This window comes from Streptomyces sp. NPDC048192, assembly GCF_043202415.1.
Taxonomy (GTDB): Bacteria; Actinomycetota; Actinomycetes; order Streptomycetales; family Streptomycetaceae; genus Streptomyces.
This window is the reverse complement of the sequence record NZ_JBIDAL010000008.1, coordinates 385,578-409,392: the sequence shown is the minus strand read 5'-3', so window position 1 is coordinate 409,392 and position 23,815 is coordinate 385,578. Positions and strand designations below refer to the sequence as shown.

Sequence of the window (23,815 nt, the reverse complement as noted above, 5' to 3'; positions counted from 1 at the left end):
TCCCCTTACTCCACAGGACTCCCGAGGGCTCACCGAAGTTCCCAGAATGCCCCGTTCCGTACGCGAAGATTCGGCGACCGTCAGCCGAGGGAGAGCGCCGGTACGGCGGGGGCGCGGTCGGGCACGAAGCCGTGGGTGCGGCGGGCCAGCCACTCGGCCTTGTAGCGGTTCACGTTCCGGTGCCAGTTGAGGATTCCGGCCATCCAGTTCTGCAGGTCGCGGACGTAGCCGTCCATGGCGGCCCGGGCCGCCTCCGACAGCTCGAAGTCGTCGTAGAGGACGGGCAGTTCGTGCTCGACGACGTGCTCGAACTGCTGCATGCGCTGGGTGTTCAGGTCGTGGACCACGCGCAGCGCGGTCGGATGGTCCACGCCGAAGAAGTTCTGCACGACGAGAACGGCGTTGTGGATCTCGCCCTCGTACTCGATCTCCTTCTGGTACGAGAAGATGTCGTTGAGGAGACAGGCGTAGTCGATCGCGGCGTTCTCCAGGGACCGCACCGGGCCGCTGCGGTACACCTCGGGCGGTACGGCCGGGCCGTGGCCCATCCGGCACAGGCTCAGGGTGAGGTCGGAGCCGAAGGTGGCGCGCCGCATCTCCAGGTAGTCGACCGGGTCGGGGATGCGGTTCTGCAGCTGGTTGGACAGCTCCCACACCCAGCTCTCGGTCATCGTGTCCACGGCGGCCTTCAGGGTGCGCCGCTGGTCGGCGGTCATGCCGGCCGTCGTGCGCGCCCACAGGTCGGTGAGGCCGCGCTCCATGGCGTCGGCCGGGACGAGGGCCGGCTCGCCGTCCACCGGCATGCACCGCGACAGCCGGGCGGTCGTCAGGCGGGCGGCGGCGAGGTCGCGGCGGTGGCCGTACACCAGCGGGTAGTAGTCGTCGCCGTACGTCCCCCAGGCGAGCCACTGGGCGCTGAGGTCGAGGGCCTCTTCGGTGGCGTCCGGGTCGAGGCCCGCAGAGCACAGCGCCAGGTCGTAGGCGGCGAGTTTGTCCTCGTCCCACACGCCCTCCTCGAGGATGCCCATGCGGTGGGACCAGGCGGTCAGATTCCGGCGGGCGCGATCGAGGTGGGGGCTCAGCCGAAGCCGGTACGGCATGTGGAACTCGGGCAGGACGGAAGGGCCGACCTTCTGGAACGGCACGTGCGTGTGGGCGCGCAGGCGTTCCCGGGCGGCCGCGGCGAGGAGCGCCCCGACGTCGGCGGCCGAGGTGCCGGGGCCGCCCGGCGCCTGCCACGGGGAGCTGCCGCGCGCCTGCTCGTTCATGTAGCGGCTGGAACGCAGGTGCCATTCGTGGCCGCCGGACTGCCAGTCCTGCAGGCCCTTGGTGTAGGCGGCGACCGCGGCGACCTGGTCCGGGGTGAGGCCCTTCTCCAGGGCCACGGCCGGGACCTCGGTGAGGGCGGTGTGCTCGAACTGGTGCAGGCGCGAGGTGAGGATGTCGTTGACGGTGTCGGCGGCCTCCTGCGTCGTACAGCCGAAGAACGTCTCCAGGACGAGCACGCCGTTGCTGTTCTCGCCCTCGTCCTCGACCTCGCGCTGGTAGGAGAACAGGTCGTTGCGCAGGTGGACGGCGTCGGAGAAGGTCTCCATGAGGACCCGCAGCGGGCGGGTGCCGGCGACGGCGGCGGGCACCTCGGCGGCCGCGTACTCCACGAGCCCGGCCGACCAGGGGGCGCCGCCCACCTTGCGGCGCATCTCGATGTACTCGACCGGGTTGGCGATCCGCCCCTCGTTGATGTTCGACAGCTCCCACATCGACTCGTTGAGCAGGTGCTCGGTGGCCACGGAGAAGCGGCGGCGCCAGTCCGCCGACATCGACGGCACCGTGCGCGCCCACAGGTCCTTCAGGCCCGCCTCGACGGGGTTCTCCGGCTCGGGCACGGGGGCCGCCGGGTCGAGCGGCATGAACAGCGGCAGCCGGTCCAGGTGGGCCTTTCCGGCGGCGCGGTCCTGGGTGCGCTTGTACATGTCGAGGAAGTGGTCGTCGAAGAAGAACACCCACACGTACCAGTCGGTGATCAGCGAGAGGGCGGGGCCGTCGCAGTCGGGGTGCGTGTAGGCGCACAGGAGCCCGTAGTCGTGCGCCTCCAGGTCGGCCTGCTCCCAGATCCAGGAGCCTTCCAGCATGCCCATCTCGCGCGCCCACGCGGTCGAGTGGGCGCGGGCCTCGTCGAGGTGCGGGTTGAGCCGCGCGGGATACGGCATGTAGAAGTGCGGGAGTTCGAACGGCTGCGTCATGGCCGGGCCCTACCCGCGCCGCTCCGCACGCATCCGCCGCGCGAAACATGATCACACCATCGCGTGAAATCCCCTGGAACCGGAACTCCGGCCGCCGCCGCGGGTGTTCGCCCGTGCCCTTGCCCCGTCCCCGGTCGCGGGTCACGGTAGGCGCATGACCTCCTTCGTGCTGCCCCATGAGGTGCACGGTGACGGCGCCCGCACGGTGTCCGCCGTGCACGGCCGGTGCACCCTGCCCGGCTTCGGCAAGGCCCCGGACGCGTACGGCCCGGGCACGGCGAGCGACCGGGCCGACGGGAAGGAGCGGCGGTGAGCGCCGGCGCGGCCCCGCCCGTGCCGGACGTGTTCGATCCGCGCCGGTACGCCGTCGGGGTGCCGTACGACGACTACCGTCTGCTGCGCGATCGCCACCCCGTCGCCTGGCAGGAGGAGCCGGAGGTGCTGGGCTAGCCGGCCGGACCGGGGTTCTGGGCGGTGACCCGGCACACGGACGTCGTCCGGGTGCTGAAGGACGGTACGGCGTACTCCTCCCACGTCGGGGCGACCCAGATCCGCGACCCGGCCCCGGAGGACCTGCCGTTCATCCGGCGCATGATGCTCAACCAGGATCCGCCGCAGCACGGCCGGCTGCGGCGGCTGGTGAGCCGGGCCTTCACGCCGGGCCGGGTCGAACGGTTCGCCGCGGTCGCCCGGGAGCGGGCGCGCACGCTGCTCGCCGGGGCGATCGAGCGGGCGCGCGCCGGCGACGGCACCGTCGATCTGGTGGCCGCCGTCACCGACGAGTACGCCCTGCTCAACCTCGCGGACCTGCTGGGCGTCCCGGAGAGCGACCGGCGGCTGCTGCTGCACTGGACGCAGCGGGTGATCGGCTACCAGGACCCGGACGAGGCCGACCCCGTGGTGCTGGACGCGTCGGGCACGCCGGTCGATCCGCGCTCCCCCGCGATGCTGAAGGACATGTTCGCCTACGCCGGACAGCTCGCCGCGCACAAGCGGCGGTTCCCCGACGACGACATCATGACGACGCTCGCCCACGACGCGGAACTCGCCGGTGCGGAGCTGGAGATGTTCTTCTTCCTGCTGACCGTCGCCGGCAACGACACCGTGCGCAGCGCTGCCCCCGGCGGGCTGCTGGCGCTCGCGGAGCACCCGGAGGCGTACGGGTCGTTGCGTGCCGGCGCGGTGGGACTCCCCTCGGCGGTCGAGGAGTTGCTGCGCTGGCATCCGCCCGTGCTGACGTTCCGCCGCACCGCCGCGCGGGACACCGAGCTGGCCGGGCGGCGGATCCGGGCCGGGGACAAGGTCGTGGTCTTCCACGCCTCGGCCAACCGGGACGAACGGGTCTTCGCCGATCCCGGCCGGCTCGACCTGGCCCGCTCCCCCAACCCGCACGTGTCCTTCGGCGACGGCCCGCACGTCTGCCTGGGCGCCCACTTCGCGCGGCTGCAGCTCCGGCTGCTGCACGAGGAGGTGCTGCGCGTCCTGCCGGAGCTCCGGCTCGCCGCGCCGCCCGGGCGTCTGGTGTCGAACTTCATCAACGGCATCAAGTCCCTGCCGCTGCGCGTGGCGTGATGTCGGCCTGGATCAGCGCATGGGTGCCGGCGGTGCGCCAGCGCTGGTCCTCGGCCGCCACCAGGGCGGCCTCGGTCGCCGCCGGCAGCCCGGTGATCACATCCGACTTCAGCGTGCGCAGCGCGGCGACCGGGCCGGGGAAGTACGCGGTCGTCTCCGGGAAGGGCGTGGTCGGCGGCCACAGCCGGTCGCCCACCAGCCGCCGGTAGTTGAGGTCGCCCTTGAACAGGGTCAGCGTGGCCGCGGCGAACTCGGCGCGCAGGTCGTCCGGCATCTCCTCGTACCCCAGCGGGGCGCAGGAGAAGGGGTGGGCGCGCACGGTGAGGCGGCCGTCGGCCATGGCCGACCACAGCACGCGCGCGTACCCGGCGGCGGCGCCGGGCGCCGCGCGCAGCCGCTGCAGTGCGTCGACCACGTCGGCGGTCGTGGCGTCGGAGACGTAGTACGGGTACGGCTTGACGTGCAGCACCGCCCGGGCGGCCCGGCCCTCGGCGAGGAGGTGGGCGAGCAGCAGCAGGTCGGGGACGAGTTCGCGGCCCGCGTTGTCCGCGACCAGGACCAGGGTGGCCGTGCCGTCGGGCGGCAGCAGCGAGCACAGGGCCTCGCTGTCGTCGACGACGAGCGCGGGCGCCGGTTCGCGGGCCTCGGCGCCTTCGGCGGAGAGCCTGAAGCCGAGGTCGGCGCGGTTGCCCCAGAGCGAGCCGTGCAGCAGGGCGCGCGCCCGCCGCTCCTCGGACAGGCCGGACAGGGCGTCCAGCGCGGCCAGTTCCCCGGCTGTCTCCGGCGCGTCCAGTTCGGCGCGCTTGAACGGGCGGAACGGGTCGATGCCCTGCCAGGCGCCGGGTCCGAACCAGCCCACGGCGTCGAGCAGCCGGCGGTAGAAGTAGCTCTCCGACCACAGCCACGGCACGTCGTACCAGGAGCGCCCGGCGCGGTCGGCCAGCCCCCACTCCTGCCAGCGGTCCCGGTCCGGGGCGTCGGCCGGGAGCGGCTCGACCGTCCCTGTGGTGCAGCTCTCGAGCAGCTCGTCCAGGGCTCGATGCTGCCCCGGGCCGTACGGGAAGGCGTCCCGCACCCGCTCGATGATCGCCGGGTGCCGCTCGGCCAGCACGCTGTGCGGGAAGGAGCCGGGTTCGTTGCCGAGAATCACGGGTGCGAACGGGGTGGAGGGCATGTCCGTCACCGTATCGCGCGGGTCAGGCCGTTCTGATCTCCCGCTCCAGCTGCGTGGCCAGGCTGATGTAGCGGGGACGGCGGTGCACCGGGACCAGGCCCCGGATCAGCAGGTACCACATCTCGGCGACCCGGCGCGGCAGCCGTCCCACCGGCTCCAGCGAGCGTCCCGCGACGCGGGTGCCGACGAAGAAGGAGACCAGGGAGTGCGCGACGATGCCGACGTCGAGATCGCCGTGCAGGTCGGACTCCCTGACGGCGCCGGTGAACTTCCTGGTCGCGAACTCCAGCCACTCGGCGAACGGGTGCCGCAGGGGCGGCCGTACGGCGACGTCGGCGGTGGCGAGGCGGAGCGCGGCGCGCGGCACCGGGTCCTCCACGGCGAGCCGGGCGATGCCGAACGTGGTGCGGATCAGGGCCTCCAGCGAGGAGCAGCCGCGGCCCTCTGTCTCGGCGACCAGCGTCTTGGCGGCCTGGGCGTTGAGTTGGAGGATGGCACGGGCGAGGTCTTCCTTGGCGGCGAAGTGGAAGTACAGCGCGCCCTTGGTGACCTTCGCGTGTGCGACGATGTCGCTCAGGCTCGTGGACTCGTAGCCGTGCCGGTCGAACAGATCGGCCGCGGCCGTGATGATCGTTGCCCGGGTCTGCTCGGCGCGTAACTGCCTCGCCATCCTGTGACCCCTCCTCGCGACTCATACCAACGGGACGTGCGGTTTGTTTTCGGCTCCCCGGACACCTTAACCCACCGGGCGCCGACGGCAATCGGGTCCCGAGCCGGCGTCAGGTCGCGCACCACCGGCGGACCCATGATCGCCACCATACGCAGACCGCAGCCGGCTCCTCAACGGGGCCTCGAAGCGGACGGGAAACAGCCGAACCGGTCGGTGTTTTGCGCCCCCGGTGCACCGATGCGCCCACGGCGCCGCTTCCCGCTCACACAGACGGGCGGCGCCCCCGGTGATGGTGGTCACCGGGGGCACCGCCCGCAGAGTACGCCGGCCGCGGAAGCCGGGGGTCAGTTGACGAAGACCGGGGCTCCGCCGTCCGTCACCGGCGCGTACTTCGCGGTGAAGTAGCCGTTCGAGAAGCACAGCGACGAACCGGAGACCTTGGTGAACTGCTGGTTGGTGAAGCTGATGCTGTTGTCGGCGTTGTCCGCCTTCCCGGTCAGCGAGGGCGCCTGGTAGACGCAGGTGACGGAGCCGAGCAGGGTGCGCAGCTTCACCGTGGTCTGGATCGTGGAGCCGGCCGCCGGGCTGACGGTGAGGGTGCCGTCGGAGGCGACCGTCGCCGAGTAGGGCAGGTTGTCCACGGTGATGCCGCTGACGCCGAGTACGCCGGTGACGTTGCTGGTGCAGGAGCTGCTGTCGAAGGTGTGTCCGGTGACGGACTCGGTGGCCGTGCCGGGGGCGCTCGGGTTGCCGGTGACCGTGGCGGTGAACTGGGAGGACGTACAGGTGACGCCGCTGGTGCCGGTCGCGCTGGAGCGGAACGTGGCGGAGGTGCCGGAGGCCAGCGGGGCGGTGAGGGTGTCGCCGGCCGCGACGGCGGTGCCGCCCGCGCCGCCGGTGGTGAGGACGGCGCCGCCGTCGGCGGAGGCGGGCGCGGCGACCGCGAGGGCGAGTGCGGTGGCGGTGCCGGCGAGGGCGAGAAGGGATCGCGTGCGCATGCGGGTGCCTCTTTCCTGAGTGGGGTTCGGATGAGGTGTTCGTGCCGTCGGCGCAGGGCCGTCGCGCCTTCTCCGTACGCGACGGCCCGCGGCGACGGCGGTCCGGGCGCCGGCCGCAGGCCCCGGGGGAAGGGCCTACCGGCCGGGCCGGCGTGCAGCGGCCCGGGCACCGCCAGGGGGGAAGGGCCGTGCGGGGCCGCGGTGATGTGAAACGGTTGCTGCGATCTGCTGCGAGAGGCCGGCCCGGCGGCCGGGAGACACGGCCGGTGCCGCTCGGCGGATCCGGCGCCACGGATCCGTGAAGCAGGGCAAGTTGTAGACCTGATCGTGCGTCAACGTCAAGGCATGACAGGGCAGTTCTGCGCGTCATCGCAGCTCGCGCACATCCGGCACCCTTTTTTCACATCTCCCTTGACCCTGCGAAGTAACCGGCGGTAACTTCCTCGAAAGGCTACTGCCGCGTAACGAGAAAGCCCTTGCTCCGCCGGGGTGCGAGGAGGCGTACGCGGCCGTCGCTGTCCGCGCCAGGACACGCGCCACTGAAGCCCAGCCCGCAGCGATCCACGCATGGGAGCAGACATGGCCTCGTCCTCGGACGTCTCGTCCGTCGGCAACACCCCCGAGAAACCGGAGAACGCCTCCCCCTCCGAGACGCCGCCCGCCTCCGCCACCGGGCAGAGACGGGGGCGGGTCCGGGCCCGCCGGGCCGCGGTGATGGCGGTCCCCGCCACCCTCGTCGCCGCCGGTCTCGCGGTGCTCACCGCACAGGGCGCGCTGGGTGTGCAGTTCGCGATCTCCGGCATGCCGTTCACCGTCACCGCGACCGACCTCCGGGGCACCGGTTTCGAGCAGTTCGGCGGGCTCGACAACATGGCGGACGGCAGCCCGAACGCCGGGGACACCGGCGGTCAGGTGCTGGTGGTGACCTCCGCGATCAAGCAGGCCACGCTCGACCACCTGTGCCAGAGCGTCGACCTCGGCGGCACCAACCTGCTCATCACGGCGGGCGGCGGCGCGGACAAGGTGCAGGCGAGCGATCTGACCACCGACTCCACGGAGCTGTCCGGCAACGCCGACTTCAACAACATCGAGATCGGCAACGACGCCGGCACCCTGACCAAGGCAGGCGTGAAGGGCCCGGCCGGCGTGTTCAGCCAGCAGGCCGACACCGTGCACATCGCCAACCTGCGGCAGACCAACTACGCGACCACGGCAGGGGTGTTCAAGCTCCCCGGTCTCAAACTCCGCTTCAGCGACTCGGGTTGCTGATGAGCGCGGCCGACCGTCCGCGTCCGGGGGCGCGGGCCGCCTTCCGCGGCTGGCGAGCGCGCCGGCCGTTCTGGGGCGGGCTGCTGCTCGCCCTGGCCGGCGGCGAGATCCTGCTCACCGAGAAGGCCTCGCTGAAGGTGGTGATGCACATCGGCATGCAGGGAGCGGCCGGCTACCTGCTGCCGACGCTGATGGCGCTGCTGGGCCTGCTCGTCCTCTTCAACCCCGCGCAGCGGCTCTTCTACTCCATCACCGGCGTCCTGCTCTCCCTGGGCACGTGGGTCACGTCCAACCTGGGCGGCTTCTTCGTCGGCCTGCTGCTGGGCGTGACCGGCAGCTGCCTCGCCTTCGGCTGGCTCCCCGACCAGGAGCCGCGCGTCAGCCGCCGCGCGCGCCGCAAACAGGCACGGGCGGCGGCGCACGCCCGGCCCGAGGGCGCGGAGCAAGCGGAGAGCGCGACCGCCTGACGACCCTTCGGCCCAGCGCAACGCCCTCGCGGAGGCCTGCTTCTGGCGTCCGGTGCCGGGCGCTGTCGCCACCGTCCCCCTCCTGCGCCTCTCCTTTCACAACTGTGCCAGCAGGGGCAGGAGTTCCGCCGCCGCGGTGATGTCGCCGGTGAGCGGGCGGTCCTCGGTGTCCGTGGGGAGGCGGGCCGCCGCGAAGGTGTAGACGGAGATGGGGGGTGACACCGGCAGCAGCCGCAATGCCCGTACCGCCTGGACGAGTTCGCAGGCCAGGACCGTCGTGTAGGCGGCGGTGGCGCGTGCTGTCTGGTGGGCCGCCTGGCCCGCGAAGCCGGCGGCCTCCTCCAGGCCGTGGGAGAGGACGGCGTGCCCCGCGGAGGCGGGTGCGGCGGCGCTCGACCGCAGGTCGGCGAGGGCGGAGTTGGCGGTGTACTCCAGGATCATCGTGCCGGAGCTGCCGGCGGGGCCGGTGGCGAGGAAGGCGGGCAGGCCGGTCAGGTCCGTGCGGCTCAGCGCGGTCAGCCGGGCGGCGGAGAGCTGCGCGGTCTTCAGCAGGGCCAGGTTCAGGCCGTCCAGCGCCAGCGCGAGGTGCGCGGCGAAGAAGCCGCCGTGGTGGTGGAGGTGCCCGTCGGGGGTCAGCACCGGGTTCTCCGTGGCACAGTTGATCTCGGTCTCGACGATCCGGCGCAACGCGTCCGAGGCCTCCAGGGCGGCCCCGTGCACCTGCGGGAAGGCGCGGAAGCCGTAGGGGTCCTGGATGCGGCGGCCGGCGGTGACCGGCCGGTCGGGCATGCCGAGCAGGCGCCGTACCTCGGCGGCCGCACGGGCCGGGCCCGGATACGGCCGCAAGGCGTGCACCGGCGCGGCGTACGCCTCCGGCGAGCCGGAGACGGCGGCGAGGGACAGCGCGGCGACCGCGTGGGTGGCGCGCAGCAGCAGGTCCGTCTCGTGCGCGGCGAGCGCGGCCTGCGCGAGCGTGAGGGCGTTGCTGCTCAGCAGGGCCAGGGCGTCCCCCGGGCGGAGGGTGACGGGTTCGGGCAGCTCGCGGTGCGGCGTCGCACCGCGGGAGTGGCCGCCGTCCGGCCGGTGCGGGTGCGCGGGGGCCGGTTCCGCGGCCGGCAGTGCCCCGTCGGCGCGCTGCCCCGCCGTCAGCCAGGGGCGTTCCCCGAGCAGGGTCAGGCCGGTCTGGGCCAGGGCCGTCAGGTCGCCGGTGCCGACGGCGCCGTACGCGCTGATCGCCGGGTGGGCGCGGCGGCTCAGGGCGTCGGTGAGGGCGGTGACGAAGCAGGGGTGGATGCCGGAGCCGGCGGCGAGGAGCTGGTTGGCGCGGACGGCGAGCATCGCGCGGACCGGGCGGGCCGGGAGCAGGGGACCGGCGCCGCCCGCGTGGCTGCGCAGCAGCCGCAGACCGTGTGCCGTCTCCTCGCCGGGGTCGACGGGGACCGAGCGGTGGGCGCCGACGCCGGTGCCGCGGCCGTACCAGCGGCCGGTCGCCGCGAGCCGGTCGGCCGTCTCCCGGGCCCGGCGGACCCGGTCCAGCGCGGCGGGGTCGACGGCGGGTTCGGCGGCGCCGTCGGCGAGCCGGACCAGATCGGGCAGCGTGAGGCCGGCTCCGTCGAGCACGACGCGGGTGCTCCCCGTCTCCGGGGGCACCCGCGTCGGCACGTCCATGGTCGTACGGCGGCGAGGGTCGTCAGGCGAGGCCCGCCGACTTCAGCCAGGCCTTGGCCACGTCCATCGGGTCCTTGTTCTGGACCTGCACCTGGGTGTCCAGGTCGAGCAGGGTCGTGGTGTCGAGCTTGGCGGAGACCGCGTCGAGCGCGTCGGCGCCCTTCTGGGACAGGGCTCCCTTGTAGACGAGGGGCTGGACGTTCTCGAAGCCGAAGAGGTTCTTCGGGTCCTGCAGGACGACGAACTTCTCCTTGGAGATGGTCGGGTCCGTGGTGAAGACGTCCGCGACCTGCACGGCGTTCTTCTTCAGCGCGGCCTGGGTGAGCGGGCCGCCCGCGTCGAGCGCCTTGAACGACTTGAACTGAAGGCCGTAGACGGACTTCAGGCCCACCAGGCCCTGCTGCCGGGTCTGGAACTCCGGCGAGGCGCCGATGACCAGGTCCTTCGCGATGTCCTTCAGGTCGGCGATGGACGACTTGGCGGTCAGGTGGTACTTCTGCGCGGTGGCCGCGTTGACCGTGACCGAGTCCTTGTCCTCGGCGGGCGAGGGCTTGAGCAGGGTCAGTTTGGAGTCCAGCTTGGCCTCGATGGCCGCGGTGGTGGCGTCGGCCGTCTTCGGCGCCGCCTTCGGGTCGAGGTAGGCGAGCAGGGCGCCGTTGTACTCGGGCAGCACCTTGACGGCGCCGTTCTTGATCAGCCCGTAGGTGGTCTCGCGGCTGCCGATGTTCGGCTTGTAGGCGACCTTGATTCCCTTGGCCTTGAGGGCCTCGCCGTAGATGTCGGCGAGCAGGGTGGACTCGGGGAAGTTGTTGGACCCGACGACCACGGTGTCGCCGCTTTTCTTGCCGGTGTCCGCCAGCGGGTTGCCACCGGACTTGTCGTTGGAGGAACAGGCCGCCAGCAGAGCCGTCGTCGCCGCGAGGGCGACCACCGCCGCGCCTCGGTTCCTCCGGATGGACCTGCTGATGCGGTTGGTGGAAGTCACGCGCCGATCCAATCCAGCCGGTTCTCGGTCAGTCAAGGCCCATGGATCACCGATTGGCCTCGATCTGCGGGCAGTTGTGCAGGAAGAGCGCGCACTTGTAACGCATTCTTGATGAACGCCGCCCGGTTCACTCCTTGCAGCGACTGTAGTCTCTGGGCCGTTGACATCGGGGCACAGCGGTGTGACGGGGCCCCGCTTCGGTGTCGGACACACCCCGAGAAGGAGGCCCGGTGTCCACGGACGCAGTGGACGCGCCCGCCCGGCACGCCCACGGACAGGGCGGCACCACCGGCTTCGCCGACCGCTGGCCCTTCCGGCGCAAGCTCAACCTGCTGGTGGGCATCCCGCTCGCGGTGATCGCCGTCCTGCTGTCGTACCTCTTCTCCGACCTGGTGCGGCAGTCGGGCAGCGCCGCCTCGGCGGCCCGGCTCGTGCGGGACAGCGCGCAGGTGGCGCGGCTGGTGGACCGGGTGGAGGCCGAGCACCAGCAGGCGATCCTGCTGTCCGCGCGGTACGAGTCCGGTGACGCCCGGCCCTCCGCGTCCGCCTACCGCGCGGCACAGCGGGCGGTCGACTCCCAGGTGACGAGGGTGCGTGACGCCTTCGGCGACCGGCTGCCGGCCGACGAGGCGCAGGCGTTGCGCGAGGTGGAGGGCCTGTCGAGTCTGCGCGCCTCGGTGGAGCAGTCGTATCTGCCGGCCGACAACATCGACCCGGCCTACGCGGGCGCCGCCCAGCGGCTCATCGACGGCCTGCGCCTGGACCGCAACGCCGACCTGGCCGCCACCTTCACCGGCAACCTGCTGGACTCGCTGCTGCGCGCGGACGCCGCCCACGGCGCCTTCGAGACCAATGTGTTCGCCGCGACGACCGGGGACACCAACGCGCTGATCGAGTTCACCAGCGCGGTCGGCGCGTACGACCTGTACACCCACCAGGCCGACCGGTTCGCCCGGTTCGCCTCCGCGGCGCAGGCCGAGCGGCTCGGCGGCATCGAGCACTCCCCGGCGCAGGGCGCCATCGCCCAGGCCTACGCCGAGTTGCAGGTCGATGCCGGCGGACTGCAGGCGAACGGCCAGGCCGAGATCCGGCGGGCGGTCCAGGACGCGCTGGCCGACTACCCGTACTACCCCCGGGAGGCCGCCGCCCGGCTGAAGATCACCACCGCGCTGATCGGGGAGATCGCCGGGCGGGCCGACGACGGCGCCGGTTCCGCCCGCCGGCGGGCCGTCCTGCTGCTGAGCGGCGCGCTGCTCGCGTTCGCGCTGTGGATCGCCTTCGCGGTACTGGTACGGCGCTCGGTGGTCAGGCCCGTGCAGGCGCTCACCGGGGCCGCGCGTGAGGTCGCCGAGGCGGCCGGGCGCGAGCTGGCCCGGGTGGCCGACGACGACGCCGAGGACGACGGGCCGCCCCGGCTGCGGGACGTGCCGGTCACCGCGCACGACGAGATCGGGGAGCTGGCCGAGGCGTTCAACCGGGTGCAGACCACCGCCGGGGCGCTGCTGGAACGGCAGGTGCTCAGCCGGCGCAACACCGCCGAGATGTTCGGCAACGTGGGCCGCAGGGTCAGCAACCTGACGACACGTCAACTCGCGCTGATCGACGCGGTGGAGCGGGGCGAGACCGATCCGGCGCTGCTGGAGCGGCTGTACTCCATCGACCACATCGCCGTACGGCTGCGGCGCAACGCCGACAGTCTGATGCTGCTGGCCGGCATCCGCGAGACCGTGCTGGACGCGGAGCCGGCCGCGCTGTCCAACGTGGTCCGGGCCGCGCTCGGGCAGATCGAGGGTTATCAGCGGGTACGGCTGTACGCGGCGTCGGACGCCGTGGTCGCCCCGGACATCATCGGCGACCTCACGCTGATGCTGGCCGAACTCCTGGAGAACGCCGTGACGTTCTCGCCCGCGGGCAGCCCGGTGGAGGTGACCGTCCGCGCCGGGGACGAGGGCGTGCACGTGGTGATCACCGACCACGGACTCGGGATGAGCCCCGAGCGGCTCGCCGAGGAGAACGCGCGGATGGTCCGCCGCGAACGGCTCGACCTGGCGCCGACGAAGGTGCTCGGCCTGTTCGTGGTGGGCGCGCTCGCCCGCCGCTGGTCGATCGCCGTCACCCTGACCCGCACCCCGGGCGGCGGCGTGACGGCGGAGGTGACGCTGCCGGCGTCCCTGCTGCTGACGATGAGCCCGCCGAGCGGGCAGGGCGAGGCGGACACGGCAGGCCTGGACCGAGGGACCCCGGGGCGGGCGCCCGGCACGCCGATCAGGACGGTGCCGGCCGACGCGGCGGCGCGGGGCGGCCCGGCACCGGCGCGGACGACCCAGGGCGAGGACCCCCTTGTGCCGCCGGGCACGTCACCGGCGGAGGACACCGGCCGTCCGGCTCCCCCGGCCGCGGACACCCCGCTCCCCCGCCGCATCCCACGGCGCGAGCCGGCCCCTGAAGGGAAGCGGGCCGCGGACGGCGTGCCGTCGGACACGCACGCCTCCGAACAGGCTGCCGACTCCGCCGCCCGTCCCCTGCGCCGCCGCGTGCGCGGTGCGACCCTGCACACCACCGCCGGTGCGGCCCGCGCGGTGCCGGAGGCCGTCCGCATCCGGGACGCGGAGGCCGAGCGGGCCGCGCTGGAGGAGTTCGAGGCGGCCGTGGCCCGCGCCCTGCACGACACCGGCAACCACCCCCGGCCGCCGGAGGCTCCCGCAGCCGCCGACGCCGGGCCGCCCCCGCAGGGGGCACCCGCACCCGACAGGGCACCCGAACCCGGCAACACCCCCGACCAAGCCCCCTCCCCCAAGGAGCCGAGAGTTGAGCACGTCGACAGGTGACACCCCGACGGGCGGCGGCGCCGCGCCGAGTGATCTGCAGGCGGCCGCGGCCGACTTCACCTGGCTGCTGAACCGCTTCGCGACCGAGACCGCGGGCGTCGTGGACGCGATCGCCGTGTCCTCCGACGGCCTGCTGATCGCCGTGTCCGAACTGCGCGAGCACGCCGACTCCGAACGGCTCGCCGCGATCGTCTCGGGCATCACCAGCCTGGCCGCCGGCGCCTCCGGCAACTACGGTCTCGGCGGCCTCAACAAGGTCATCATCGACCTGGAGGGCGGCCATGTGATCGTCTCCGCGATCGGCAGCGGCGCCGTGCTCGGCGTCGTCACCGGCAAGGAGGCCAAGCTCGGCAACATCGCCTACGAGATGACCCTGTTCGCCAACCGCGCCGGCGCCGCGCTCAGCCCGCAGCTGGTGCTGGAGCTGAAGAAGTCCGTCGGCGCCGCGTCGGCCCGCTGAGCCGCCGTACGCCGAGAAAGCGCAGGTTCCCCAGATGGCGGACGGCATGCCCGGCCCCGATCCGGCCGGCCCCGCCCCCGCCGTACGGCCGTACCTGGTCACCGCCGGCCGGGTCGCGGACGCGGGCCGAGGCCGGGCCATGCCCCTGGAGACGCAGGTGGTCGCCACCGCCGCCGGTCTCGACGCGCTCGCCCGGCTGTCCTTCGAGCGGCACGACATCGTGGCCGCCTGCCGGCTGCCGCAGTCGCTCGCGGAGATAGCGGCCCGGCTGCACCTGCACCTGAACGTGGTGCGCGTGCTGGCCGAAGACCTCCGCGAGGCGGGGCAGCTGGCGGTGTACGTGCCCGACGCCGAGGCCACCCGCGACGCGTCCGTCCTGCGCAGGCTCATCGATGGCCTCCGGGCCATCCCCGACTCCCGAAGGGTACCGAGTGACACCGACTGAACCGCTCGTCCGGGACGCTCCCGCGGCCGGCGCCGTACGGCCGCCGCTCCCGGTGAAGATGGTGATCGCGGGCGGCTTCGGCGTGGGCAAGACCACCGCCGTCGGCGCGATCTCGGAGATCGAGCCGCTCACCACCGAGGCGTCGATCACCGAGGTCGCGGCCGGGGTGGACGACCTCACGCACACCCCGCACAAGACCACGACGACCGTGGCGATGGACTTCGGCTGCGTCACCGTCGACCCGACGCTGAAGCTGTATCTGTTCGGCACGCCCGGGCAGGAGCGCTTCGGGTTCATGTGGGACGACCTCGTGGAGGGGGCCGTCGGCGGGCTCGTCATCGTCGACACCCGGCGGCTGGACGACTGCTACGCCGCCGTGGACTACTTCGAGCACAAGGGCATCCCGTTCGCCGTCGCGGTCAACGCCTTCCACGGCAGGGTGGAGCACACCCTGGAGGAGGTCCGCTGGGCGCTGGACGTCTCCGACGGCGTCCCGGTCGTGGTGTTCGACGCCCGGGAGCGGGGCTCGGTGCGGGACGCGCTGCTCGTCGTCCTCGAACTGGCGCTGGCCCGCACCGGGGCCTGAGCCTCAGCCGCCGCGCCGCACCCCGGGCGAGACCGTGATCCGGGAGGCCGCCCAGAACACCACGAGGGTGGTGAGGGCGAGTCCGGCGACCAGGGTGGCGCCGCCGACCACCTTCTCGTAGTTCTTCTGGTAGAGCCCGTCGATGATGTACCGGCCGAGCCCGCCGAGGCTGACGTAGGCGGCGATGGTGGCCGTGGAGACGATCTGGATGGCCGCGGTGCGCAGACCGCTCAGGACGAGGGGAAGCGCGACCGGCAGCTCGACCTGGAAGAGCACCCGCGCCTCGGACATGCCCATGCCGCGGGCGGCGTCCACCGGCGAGGGGTCGACGGAGCGCATCGCCTCGTAGGTGGTGACCAGGATGGGCGGTACGGCGAGCACGACCAGCGGGATCATCACCGGCAGCAGCCCGAACCCGATCCAGATGAACATCAGCACCAGCAGTCCGAAGCTGGGCAGCGCCCGCCCGGCGGTGGCGATCAGGGCGAGCGCGTTGCCGCCGCGGCCGTAGTGGCCGGTGACCAGGCCGACGGGCAGCCCGATCAGGGCGGCGAACAGCAGTGCTTCCAGGGAGTACTTGACGTGCTCGGCGACCCGGGTGGGGATGCCGTCGTAGCCGTGCCAGTGGGCGCTGTCGCTGAAGAAGGCGTGCGCGAAGTTGAGGACGTTCACCGGGTGGCACCCTTCCTCGGCATCCAGGGGGTGATCAGGCGGCGTACGAGGACCAGCAGGGCGTCGGCGAGGACGCCCAGCAGCGCTGTCGTGACCACCGAGTTCACGGCCAGGGCGGGCCGGTGGTAGGTGGTGGCGTCGTTGAGCATGTTGCCGAGGGCGCCCTGGTTGCCGATGAGCATGCCCACGCTGACCAGGGAGAAGCTGGAGACGACCGCCACCCGGAGACCGGCGATGATCGCGGGGGCGGCGATGGGCAGCTGGATCTGCAGGTACCGGCGTACCGGGCCGAAGCCCATGGCCTGTGCGGCGGCCAGGGTCTCCGGGGGCACCGAGCGGACGCCGTCCACGATCGCCGGCACCAGCACCACCAGGCTGTAGACGGCGAGCGGGATCATCACCGTGGTCTCGCTCTGCCCGAAGTAGTCGATGAGGACGACGAAGAAGGCCAGCGAGGGGATGGAGTACAGCACGGTGGTGATGCCGAGGACGGGCGGGTAGAACCAGCGGAAGCGCACGCAGAGCTGCGCCACCGGAAGCGCCACGAGCAGCGCGGCCAGCACCGGCAGCAGTCCCTCGCGCACATGGAGGCCGATGAGCCCGAGGTAGCTGTGCTGGAGGTCGCTGGGGAGGTCGAAGAAGCCGTTCACCGGGCGGCCCTGACGTCGTCGGCCGCCCGGCTGTGGGCCGTGCGGATGGCCTCGCCGATGACCTGCTGGGAGACGACGCCGACGGCGCGGCCCTCGGCGTCCACGGCGACGGCCCAGCCGGTCGGGGAGAGCACCGCCCCGTCGAGCGCGGTGCGCAGCGAGTCCTTGCCGGGCACGAACGGCCGTCCGGGGTCGAGGAGTTGTGCCGGATCGATGTTCCCCGCGGTGAGCCGGTCCGGCTCGCTCCAGCCGAGCGGCCTGCCGTCGGTGTCGGTGACGAGGAGGTAGGGGGCGCCGGCGCGGGAGGCGAGCTTGCCGGCGTCGGCGTCGACGGCGACGATCGGCGCCGTCTGCAGTTCGAGCCCGGCGGACGGGAAGAAGGACAGCCGGCGGATGCCGCGGTCGGCGCCGAGGAAGTCCTCGACGAAGGCGTCGGCGGGCGCGCTGAGCAGTTCGGCGGGCGGGGCGAACTGGGCGAGCCGGCCGCCGGTGCGCAGCACGGCGACCATCGTGCCGAGTTTGATCGCCTCGTCGATGTCGTGCGTGACGAAGACGATGGTCTTGCCCAACTCGTCCTGGATGCGGAGCAGTTCGTCCTGGAGGCCCTTGCGGACCACGGGGTCGACGGCGGAGAACGGCTCGTCCATCAGCAGCACCGGCGGATCGGCGGCGAGCGCCCGGGCCACGCCGACGCGCTGCTGCTGGCCGCCGGAGAGCTGGTACGGGTACCGCTTGGCGAGGGAGGTGTCGAGCCCGACCCGCTCCATCAGATCGGCCGCTCGCGCGCGTGCCTTCTGCTTGCTCCAGCCGAGCAGCCGGGGCACGGTGGCGATGTTGTCGAGGATGGTGCGGTGCTGGAAGAGACCGGCGTTCTGGATGACGTAACCCATCGACCGGCGCAGGGTGTTGACCGGCTGCTGCCTGATGTCGGCGCCGTCGAGGAGGATGCTGCCCTCGGTGGGCTCCACCATGCGGTTGATCATCCGCAGGGTCGTCGTCTTGCCGCAGCCGGAGGGCCCGACGAGGACGGTGATCGCGCGGTCCGGTATCTCCAGCGACAGCCGGTCGACCGCGACCGTGCCGTCCGGGTACCGCTTCGTGACTGAGTCTATCCGTATCAAAACGCCGAACGCCCTTCGGGTTTGGCAGCTCTCCGCCCGCTTTCGGCCAAGGTCGTTCCATGCGGGCCGTTGCCGGGAGAGTCTAGACCGCGCGTGTTGCGGCGTTCTTTCGGGCGAGGGAGACGGTCAGAGGACCGGCAGACCCGGTGTGCGCAGCACGCTGCGCGCGGCATCGACGGCGAACACCTCGCAGCCGGGGCGGGCGGCGGCCCAGGCCGGGCCGCCCGCGCTCAGGGCGAAGGCGGCCGTGGCGGTGGCGTCCGCCTCGGTCAGGGTCGGGGCCAGCACGGTGAGGCTGAGCAGCCCGGTCGCGGGGCGTCCGGTGCGGCCGTCGAGGATGTGGTCACCGCGCTCGTACTGCCCCGAGGTGGCCACCGCGGCGTCGGTGACCGCCAGCACGGCGCAGACCCGGTCGGCCCGTTCCGGGTGCCGGATGCCGATGCGCCACGGCCCGCCGGAGACGACCACGTCACCGCCGGCGTTGAGGCAGAACCGCCGTGCCCCGGCGGCGGACAGCAGCCCGGCCGCCCGCTGCACCGACCATCCCTTGACCACCGCGCAGGGGTCGAAGGGACGGCCGGGAAGCGTGACGTCGAAGGCGCCGCCGGTCTCGGCCCGGTACCGCTCGCACAGGCCGAGGACCTCCCTCAGGTCCGCGCTCGGCTCGCCGTCCGCCGGCTCGCCGCGCCCGTACCGGGACACCTCGCTGTCGTGCCGGAACGGGCTGAACCGGGCGTCGACGTCGCGCAGCCAGGCGAAGGCCTCGTCCGCGGCCGCGCCGAAGTCGCCCTCGTCGTCGATCCGCAGCGAGACCGGCAGGCCCATGACGTGCTCGACACGCCGCACGTCAGGCCCTCCTGGCGTCGATCGCGGCCTGCAGGGACTGCTTGTATCCGGAGCTGGTGATCGTGGCCCCGGACACCGAGTCGATATGGGCGCTCTGCGCCTTGAGGGTCTCGGCGATCAGCTCGGGCACCGCCCACCGGGTCTGCGGATGGTGCGGCGCCTGGAGCATCCGCACGGAGGCGATCCGCTCGCCCTGGAAGGTCACCTCCACCTGGAAGACGCCCTTGCTGGTGCTCACCGCGGTGCCCTGGACGACCTTCGCCGCGGCCGGGGCGGTGGAGGCCGGGGCCGAGGACGGCACGGGCGGCGGCGGCACCGCGGGCTGCGCGGTGTCGGCGGTTTCGGCCGGCGGGTGGTAGCGCCACAGCGGGATGAGGCCGGCGACGGTCAGGACGAAGACGGGAATGGCTCGCTTCACGGTGGGCACCGCCCTCTCTCAGCCCGCGAGGCTGAAGCGCTCGAAGTGGATCTGCCGTTTCGGTACGCCCAGTTCGGCCAGGCTGCGCAGCACGGCGGTCATCATTCCGGGGGGTCCGCACAGGAAGACGTCGCGGTCGGCGATGTCGGGCACGAGCCGGGACAGTTCGCCCGGAGCGAGCCGGTCGGGCCGGACCGGTCCGGTCACCAGGTGCAGTTCGGCGCCGTTGGTGAGGGCGAGGTCGCGCAGCTCGTCGTAGAGGACGGCGTCGCGGTCGGTGGACACCCGGTAGATGACCACGGCGTGGCCCTGCATGTCCTCCAGCAGGGCCCGGATCGGGGTGACGCCGACGCCGCCGGCGATCAGCACGGACTCCGGGCGGGTGCGGTGCAGGGTGGTGAACGCGCCGTAGGGGCCCTCGGCGAAGACGCGGGTGCCGACGCGGAGGTGCCGGAGGGAGGCGCTGCCGTCGCCGCTCGCCTTGGCGGTCAGGCGCAGGGTGCGGCCGTCGGGGGCGGCCGACAGGGAGAAGGGGTTGGCCTGCCACCAGCGGTCGCGGGTGAGGAAGCGCCAGAGGAAGAACTGGCCGGCGCGGGCGGGCAGCCGGTCGAGGTCGCGGCCGGTGACGTAGACGGACACGACGTCGTCCGACTCGGGCACGACCGCCGCGACGCGCAGCCGGTGCCGCAGGTTCCGCCACAGCGGCAGCGCCACCCGGCCCACGAGCACGGCGCCGAGGGCGGCGCCCCACAGCGTGTACCAGTACGCCCGCGCGAGCGGCGAGGAGGTGAAGGTGGTGCCGGCCGCGACCTGGTGGGTGAAGGCGAGGACGACGGCGACGTAGGTGTAGAGGTGGAGGAAGTGCCAGGTCTCGTAGGCGAGCCGGCGGCGGGCCCAGCGGGCCGAGACGGCGCCGACCACGACGATCAGGCCGAGCGCGACGACGGCGCGCAGCACGCCCTCGACGGTCTCGGCGAGGTTCACCAGCTGGTTCAGCGGGTCCATCGAGGACGCCTGGGCGTAGCCGAAGACGATGAACACCGCGTGGGTGAGCAGGGTCCACAGCAGGCCGAAGCCGGTCCAGCGGTGCCAGGCGGTCAGCCGGTCCATGCCGATCCGGCGGTCCAGCCAGGGCAGCCGGGCCACCAGCAGCAGCTGGAAGGCCATGAACAGGGCGCCGTACAGGCCGCAGAGGCGGCCGAGCACGATCAGGGTGTTGGAGGCGAATCCGGCCTGGACGTAGAACCAGGTCGCGGCGGCCGCGTTGACGGCGAGCAGGGTGTACAGGCCGGTGCGGGCCACCGCCCGGGGGTGGATCGTCGTGGGGGGCGCGGGACGGGTCTGGAGGGTCGTCACGACCACAGCTCCTTGATCGGTCCTGGGTGACGAGCTTCGCCCGCGGATACGTTCCTTCTCCTGCCGGACGACTTGCACTCGAGTATCGGCAGGGCCGGCGCCGGCCGGCAGCTCCGGCGGGTCCATCCGGGTGGGGCGGACCGTGCCCCTACGGCGCGACGGTGTGCCTGCTGTACGGCCGGCAGGCCATCGCCGCGACGTCGTCCTCCGCGTGCCGCGCGTCCAGCCGGCTGAGGATGAGGTCCAGGACGTCGTCCAGCCCGTGGCCGCCCGGGAAGCGGACGGCGGCCAGTCGCTCCAGGGACCGGTCGATGTCCTCGCCCCGGCGTTCCACCAGTCCGTCGGTGAACAGCACCAGGGTCTCCCCCTCGGCGAGCGCGTGGGTGGCCGAGTCGTAGCCGCCGAGCCCGGTGCCCAGCGGCGGCCCGACGGGCACCGGCACCGTCGAGGCCGTGCCGTCGGCGGTGATGCGCACCGGCGGCAGGTGTCCGGCGCTGGCCAGGGTGACCTGGCGCCGGCCCGGGTCGACCTGGGCGAGCAGACAGGTGGCGGGCCTGAGTTCCGCCTCCCGGGAGGCGATCTCGTCCATCTGCCGCAGCACCCGCTGCGGGGGCAGGTCGGCGGAGGCGATGTAACGCAGGGAGGAGCGGTAGGCGTTCATGTCGACGGCGGCCTCCAGGCCGTGCCCCATGACGTCGCCGACGACCAGCAGGGTCCGCCCGAAGTGCAGCCGTACGGTCTCGCACCAGTCGCCGCCCACCAGGACGCCTCCGCCGGCCGGCAGGTAGCGCACGGCGACGTCGAGGTTCGGGTGCGGGCGGCCGGGCTCGGCGAGCAGGGCGCGCTGGAGGTCGCCGGCGGTGCGGTGGACGCTCGCGTAGGTGCGGGCGTGCCGGATGTGGGAGGCGGCGCGCTCGGCGAGCAGGCTGAGCAGCTCGGCCTCCGCGTGTCGCGGCGGCTGTCCGGGGCGGGCCCACACCAGGACGCCGTACGCGTCGCCGCCGCTGGTCAGGGGCGCGCACAGGGCGTCGCGGCCGGCGGTGTGCTCGATCCAGGGCTCGGGGTGGGCGCCGAGCGCGGGTACGGCCGCCTCGCGGGCCACCGCGGCGGCCCAGCGGGCGTCGGGCAGCGCGCCGGTGTCGCCGCTGACCGCCTCGTAACCGGAGACGGTCTCGCCGCTGCGGCGCATCACGGCGGCCGCCCCGCCGGTCAGCCGTACGGCGGCCCGGGTCAGCTCGGCGCAGGTCGTGGCCTCGTCGAGGGTCGTGCCGACGCCGGCCAGCGCCTCCCGCAGCGTGCCCGTCCGGGGACCGGCCGCCGCGGCACCGGCGGCGGGCCGGCCCTGCGCCGCCTCGACGGCGCCCACGCCTCGGCCGGAATCCTCGTCCCGCGCGGGCACCGCCCCGCCGCTGCCGGCGGGCACGGTCCTGCGGCGGGACTGCATCCAGCGCGCCACGCCCCACACCCCCACAGAATCTCAAACCGGAGCGAGCCGGGCACCGGCCTCCTGCGTCCCGGCGGCCCCGGTGCCGGGCGAGGCGGAGGAGTCAGTCCTCGGCGGGCGTCAGCCGCAGCGAGACCGAGTTGATGCAGTACCGCTGGTCGGTCGGGGTCGGATAGCCCTCGCCCTCGAAGACGTGCCCCAGGTGGGAGCCGCAGCGGGCGCAGCGCACCTCGGTGCGGACCATGCCGTGGGAGCGGTCCTCGACCAGTTCGACGGCGTCGGTGTCCTTCGGGTCGTAGAAGGACGGCCAGCCGCAGTGCGAGGCGAACTTCGTGTCGGAGGTGAACAGTTCGGCGCCGCAGGCGCGGCAGGAGTAGACGCCCTTGGTCTTGGTGTCCGTGTACTCACCGGTGAACGCCGGCTCGGTGGCGGCCTGGCGCAGCACGGCGTACTCGGCCGGCGTCAGCTCCGCCCGCCACTGCTCGTCCGGCTTCTCGATGTCGTACGGCATGAGCGTCAGCCCCTTCACTGCGACAGGCGGTCCAGGATCAGCGGGCCCAGGTCGGTCACGTCGCCCGCGCCCATGGTGAGAACGAGATCACCGGGCTTCGCCATTCCCGCGACCACGGCGGGGACCTCCGCCTTGTCGTGCACGGCGGTGACGTCGGCGCCGGCCGCACGCGCGGCCTCGATGATCAGTTCGCTGGTGACGCCCGGGATCGGGTCCTCGCGGGCCGGGTAGATGTCGAGGACCACGGAGGCGTCGGCGAGGGCGAGGGCCTGGCCCATCTCCTTGCCCAGCTCCTGGGTGCGGGAGAACAGGTGCGGCTGGAAGACGACGAGGATGCGCGCGTCGCCGGCCGCGGCCCGCATGGCCTCCAGGTCGGCGGTCATCTCGGTGGGGTGGTGGGCGTAGGAGTCGATCACCTGCACCCCGGCGGCCTCGCCCTTGAGCTGCAGGCGCCGCTTGACGCCGGTGTACGCGGCGAGCGCGGGGGCCAGTGCGGCGGCCGGGATGCCGAGGGCGGCCCCGGCGGTGAGCGCGGCGACGGCGTTGAGGGCGTAGTGCCGGCCGGGCACGGAGACCGTGAAGGTCAGCTCCTGGCCGTCCAGGACGACGGTGACCCGGCTCTTCAGGCCCTGCGGCACGATCGAGGTCACGCGTACGCCGGCGTCCGCGGCCTCGCCGTACGTCACCGTCCTCACGGATCCCGCGAGCCGGCGGGTCAGCTCGCGCGCGCCCTCGTGGTCGGCGGAGACGACCAGCGTGCCGCCGGGGACGATCTTCCCGGCGAAGGTCTCGAAGGACTCGTAGATCTCGTCCATCGAGGCGTAGTTGGCGTGGTGGTCCAGCTCGACGTTGAGGACGATGGCGACCTCGGGGGCGTACTTGTGGAAGCTGCGGTCCGATTCGTCGGCCTCCGCGACGAAGACGTCGCCCTCACCGTGCAGGGCGTTGGAGCCGGGCGCGTCCAGGTCGCCGCCGATGGCGTACGACGGCTTCAGGCCCAGCTCGGTGAGGGAGACGGCCAGCATCGAGGTGGTCGTGGTCTTGCCGTGGGTGCCGGCCACGGCGATCGGGCGCAACCCCTCCATCAGCGCGGCGAGCGCGTCGGAGCGGTGCACCACGGGGATGCCCAGCGCGGCGGCGCGGGCCAGCTCGGGGTTGTCCTCGCGGATCGCGGAGGAGACGACGACACAGCTCGCGTCGTCGGCGAGGTGCTCCGCCGCGTGCCCGACGTGCACGGTGACGCCGAGTGCCCGCAGGGCCTGGGCGGTCGCCGACTCCTTGGCGTCGCTGCCGGCGACCTTCGCCCCGCGCTGGGCGAGGATCTTGGCGATGCCCGACATCCCGGCGCCGCCGATGCCGATGAAGTGCGGTCGGTCCATCGCGGCAGGAAGGCCGGGTGCCATGTGGTTCTCCCCAAGATTCCGGTACGAGG

General features: G+C 73.1%; 22 protein-coding genes and 1 pseudogene. 8 read left to right on the top strand and 15 right to left on the bottom strand.

Annotated elements, in window-relative coordinates:
* Positions 1-80 precede the first annotated feature (80 nt).
* Positions 81-2,243 (bottom strand): germacradienol/geosmin synthase Cyc2, encoded by a 2,163-nt coding sequence (gene cyc2 / locus ACGFZN_RS19775; RefSeq protein WP_393859752.1) that lies wholly within the window; start codon positions 2,241-2,243, stop codon positions 81-83.
* A gap of 154 nt (positions 2,244-2,397) precedes the next feature.
* Between cyc2 and ACGFZN_RS19770 the strand changes: the two genes are divergently transcribed.
* Positions 2,398-2,556, top strand: coding sequence for a hypothetical protein (locus tag ACGFZN_RS19770; RefSeq protein ID WP_393859751.1), 159 nt, complete (start codon positions 2,398-2,400; stop codon positions 2,554-2,556).
* Positions 2,553-3,815: pseudogene (locus ACGFZN_RS19765) on the top strand (cytochrome P450). The gene ACGFZN_RS19770 and the pseudogene ACGFZN_RS19765 overlap by 4 nt, the downstream one beginning before the upstream one ends.
* On the opposite strand, the gene ACGFZN_RS19760 reads toward ACGFZN_RS19765, so the two are convergent.
* The 3 genes from ACGFZN_RS19760 to ACGFZN_RS19750 all read right to left on the bottom strand — a co-directional run bounded on the left by ACGFZN_RS19760 (position 3,787) and on the right by ACGFZN_RS19750 (position 6,657).
* Positions 3,787-4,989 (bottom strand): damage-control phosphatase ARMT1 family protein, encoded by a 1,203-nt coding sequence (locus tag ACGFZN_RS19760; protein ID WP_393859750.1) that lies wholly within the window; start codon positions 4,987-4,989, stop codon positions 3,787-3,789. The pseudogene ACGFZN_RS19765 and the gene ACGFZN_RS19760 overlap by 29 nt on opposite strands.
* A gap of 22 nt (positions 4,990-5,011) precedes the next feature.
* Positions 5,012-5,659 carry a ScbR family autoregulator-binding transcription factor gene (locus ACGFZN_RS19755; RefSeq protein WP_393859749.1) on the bottom strand — a complete coding sequence of 216 codons (648 nt, stop codon included), beginning with the start codon at positions 5,657-5,659 and terminating at the stop codon, positions 5,012-5,014.
* A 344-nt stretch (positions 5,660-6,003) separates the two neighbouring features.
* On the bottom strand, positions 6,004-6,657 hold the full coding sequence (locus tag ACGFZN_RS19750; protein ID WP_393859748.1) for a Tat pathway signal sequence domain protein: 654 nt from the start codon (positions 6,655-6,657) through the stop codon (positions 6,004-6,006).
* A gap of 579 nt (positions 6,658-7,236) precedes the next feature.
* Between ACGFZN_RS19750 and ACGFZN_RS19745 the strand changes: the two genes are divergently transcribed.
* Positions 7,237-7,926, top strand: coding sequence for a DUF6230 family protein (locus tag ACGFZN_RS19745; protein WP_393859747.1), 690 nt, complete (start codon positions 7,237-7,239; stop codon positions 7,924-7,926).
* Positions 7,926-8,393: a DUF6114 domain-containing protein gene (locus ACGFZN_RS19740; protein ID WP_393859746.1), complete on the top strand. Its 468-nt coding sequence runs from the start codon at positions 7,926-7,928 to the stop codon at positions 8,391-8,393. The genes ACGFZN_RS19745 and ACGFZN_RS19740 overlap by 1 nt, the downstream gene beginning before the upstream one ends.
* Positions 8,394-8,489: 96 nt before the next feature.
* Here the strand turns inward: ACGFZN_RS19740 and ACGFZN_RS19735 are convergent, their stop codons facing one another.
* Together ACGFZN_RS19735 and ACGFZN_RS19730 are read right to left on the bottom strand one after the other, a co-directional pair.
* Complete coding sequence (locus tag ACGFZN_RS19735; RefSeq protein ID WP_393859745.1) at positions 8,490-10,061, bottom strand: aromatic amino acid lyase; 1,572 nt, start codon at positions 10,059-10,061, stop codon at positions 8,490-8,492.
* 22 nt (positions 10,062-10,083) lie between these two features.
* Entirely contained in the window at positions 10,084-11,046 is a 963-nt protein-coding gene (locus ACGFZN_RS19730) for an ABC transporter substrate-binding protein (protein ID WP_393859744.1), read from the bottom strand.
* 230 nt (positions 11,047-11,276) lie between these two features.
* Between ACGFZN_RS19730 and ACGFZN_RS19725 the strand changes: the two genes are divergently transcribed.
* From ACGFZN_RS19725 to ACGFZN_RS19710, 4 genes are read left to right on the top strand one after another with little or no spacing between them, the layout of a single operon-like run.
* Entirely contained in the window at positions 11,277-13,874 is a 2,598-nt protein-coding gene (locus tag ACGFZN_RS19725; protein ID WP_393859743.1) for an ATP-binding protein, read from the top strand.
* Positions 13,855-14,334 (top strand): roadblock/LC7 domain-containing protein, encoded by a 480-nt coding sequence (locus tag ACGFZN_RS19720; RefSeq protein WP_393859742.1) that lies wholly within the window; start codon positions 13,855-13,857, stop codon positions 14,332-14,334. Before ACGFZN_RS19725 ends, ACGFZN_RS19720 begins: the two co-directional genes overlap by 20 nt.
* A 34-nt stretch (positions 14,335-14,368) precedes the next feature.
* Positions 14,369-14,779: a DUF742 domain-containing protein gene (locus ACGFZN_RS19715; RefSeq protein ID WP_393859741.1), complete on the top strand. Its 411-nt coding sequence runs from the start codon at positions 14,369-14,371 to the stop codon at positions 14,777-14,779.
* Positions 14,766-15,365 (top strand): ATP/GTP-binding protein, encoded by a 600-nt coding sequence (locus ACGFZN_RS19710; protein WP_393859740.1) that lies wholly within the window; start codon positions 14,766-14,768, stop codon positions 15,363-15,365. The genes ACGFZN_RS19715 and ACGFZN_RS19710 overlap by 14 nt, the downstream gene beginning before the upstream one ends.
* 3 nt (positions 15,366-15,368) lie before the next feature.
* On the opposite strand, the gene ACGFZN_RS19705 is transcribed toward ACGFZN_RS19710, so the two are convergent.
* The 9 genes from ACGFZN_RS19705 to murC form a co-directional block, all read right to left on the bottom strand.
* On the bottom strand, positions 15,369-16,037 hold the full coding sequence (locus ACGFZN_RS19705) for an ABC transporter permease (RefSeq protein ID WP_393859739.1): 669 nt from the start codon (positions 16,035-16,037) through the stop codon (positions 15,369-15,371).
* Positions 16,034-16,687 (bottom strand): ABC transporter permease, encoded by a 654-nt coding sequence (locus ACGFZN_RS19700; protein ID WP_393859738.1) that lies wholly within the window; start codon positions 16,685-16,687, stop codon positions 16,034-16,036. The genes ACGFZN_RS19705 and ACGFZN_RS19700 overlap by 4 nt, the downstream gene beginning before the upstream one ends.
* The gene (locus tag ACGFZN_RS19695) at positions 16,684-17,808 is read right to left on the bottom strand and encodes an ABC transporter ATP-binding protein (protein ID WP_393859737.1); all 1,125 of its coding nucleotides are present in this window, start codon (positions 17,806-17,808) and stop codon (positions 16,684-16,686) included. The genes ACGFZN_RS19700 and ACGFZN_RS19695 overlap by 4 nt, the downstream gene beginning before the upstream one ends.
* A 126-nt stretch (positions 17,809-17,934) precedes the next feature.
* Entirely contained in the window at positions 17,935-18,654 is a 720-nt protein-coding gene (locus ACGFZN_RS19690; RefSeq protein ID WP_393859736.1) for an FAD:protein FMN transferase, read from the bottom strand.
* 1 nt (position 18,655) lies between these two features.
* Positions 18,656-19,072: an FMN-binding protein gene (locus tag ACGFZN_RS19685; protein ID WP_393859735.1), complete on the bottom strand. Its 417-nt coding sequence runs from the start codon at positions 19,070-19,072 to the stop codon at positions 18,656-18,658.
* Between the two features lie 18 nt (positions 19,073-19,090).
* A complete protein-coding gene (locus ACGFZN_RS19680) occupies positions 19,091-20,428 on the bottom strand; it encodes a ferric reductase-like transmembrane domain-containing protein (protein ID WP_393859734.1) in 1,338 nt (445 codons plus the stop codon).
* 148 nt (positions 20,429-20,576) lie between these two features.
* Positions 20,577-21,884, bottom strand: a complete 1,308-nt coding sequence (locus tag ACGFZN_RS19675) for a PP2C family protein-serine/threonine phosphatase (protein WP_393859733.1) — start codon at positions 21,882-21,884, stop codon at positions 20,577-20,579.
* Between the two features lie 91 nt (positions 21,885-21,975).
* On the bottom strand, positions 21,976-22,383 hold the full coding sequence (gene msrB, locus ACGFZN_RS19670; protein WP_393859732.1) for a peptide-methionine (R)-S-oxide reductase MsrB: 408 nt from the start codon (positions 22,381-22,383) through the stop codon (positions 21,976-21,978).
* Between the two features lie 14 nt (positions 22,384-22,397).
* A complete protein-coding gene (murC, locus tag ACGFZN_RS19665) occupies positions 22,398-23,786 on the bottom strand; it encodes a UDP-N-acetylmuramate--L-alanine ligase (RefSeq protein WP_393859731.1) in 1,389 nt (462 codons plus the stop codon).
* Positions 23,787-23,815: the final 29 nt, after the last annotated feature.

Bases quoted from the DNA above. Each gene is read 5' to 3' on its own strand.
- ACGFZN_RS19750 (WP_393859748.1), bottom strand. From the start codon at position 6,657: ATGCGCACGCGATCCCTTCTCGCCCTCGCCGGCACCGCCACCGCACTC.
- ACGFZN_RS19715 (WP_393859741.1), top strand. From the start codon at position 14,369: ATGGCGGACGGCATGCCCGGCCCCGATCCGGCCGGCCCCGCCCCCGCC.
- ACGFZN_RS19760 (WP_393859750.1), bottom strand. From the start codon at position 4,989: ATGCCCTCCACCCCGTTCGCACCCGTGATTCTCGGCAACGAACCCGGC.
- ACGFZN_RS19740 (WP_393859746.1), top strand. From the start codon at position 7,926: ATGAGCGCGGCCGACCGTCCGCGTCCGGGGGCGCGGGCCGCCTTCCGC.
- ACGFZN_RS19755 (WP_393859749.1), bottom strand. From the start codon at position 5,659: ATGGCGAGGCAGTTACGCGCCGAGCAGACCCGGGCAACGATCATCACG.
- ACGFZN_RS19735 (WP_393859745.1), bottom strand. From the start codon at position 10,061: ATGGACGTGCCGACGCGGGTGCCCCCGGAGACGGGGAGCACCCGCGTC.
- ACGFZN_RS19745 (WP_393859747.1), top strand. From the start codon at position 7,237: ATGGCCTCGTCCTCGGACGTCTCGTCCGTCGGCAACACCCCCGAGAAA.
- murC (WP_393859731.1), bottom strand. From the start codon at position 23,786: ATGGCACCCGGCCTTCCTGCCGCGATGGACCGACCGCACTTCATCGGC.
- ACGFZN_RS19770 (WP_393859751.1), top strand. From the start codon at position 2,398: ATGACCTCCTTCGTGCTGCCCCATGAGGTGCACGGTGACGGCGCCCGC.
- msrB (WP_393859732.1), bottom strand. From the start codon at position 22,383: ATGCCGTACGACATCGAGAAGCCGGACGAGCAGTGGCGGGCGGAGCTG.
- cyc2 (WP_393859752.1), bottom strand. From the start codon at position 2,243: ATGACGCAGCCGTTCGAACTCCCGCACTTCTACATGCCGTATCCCGCG.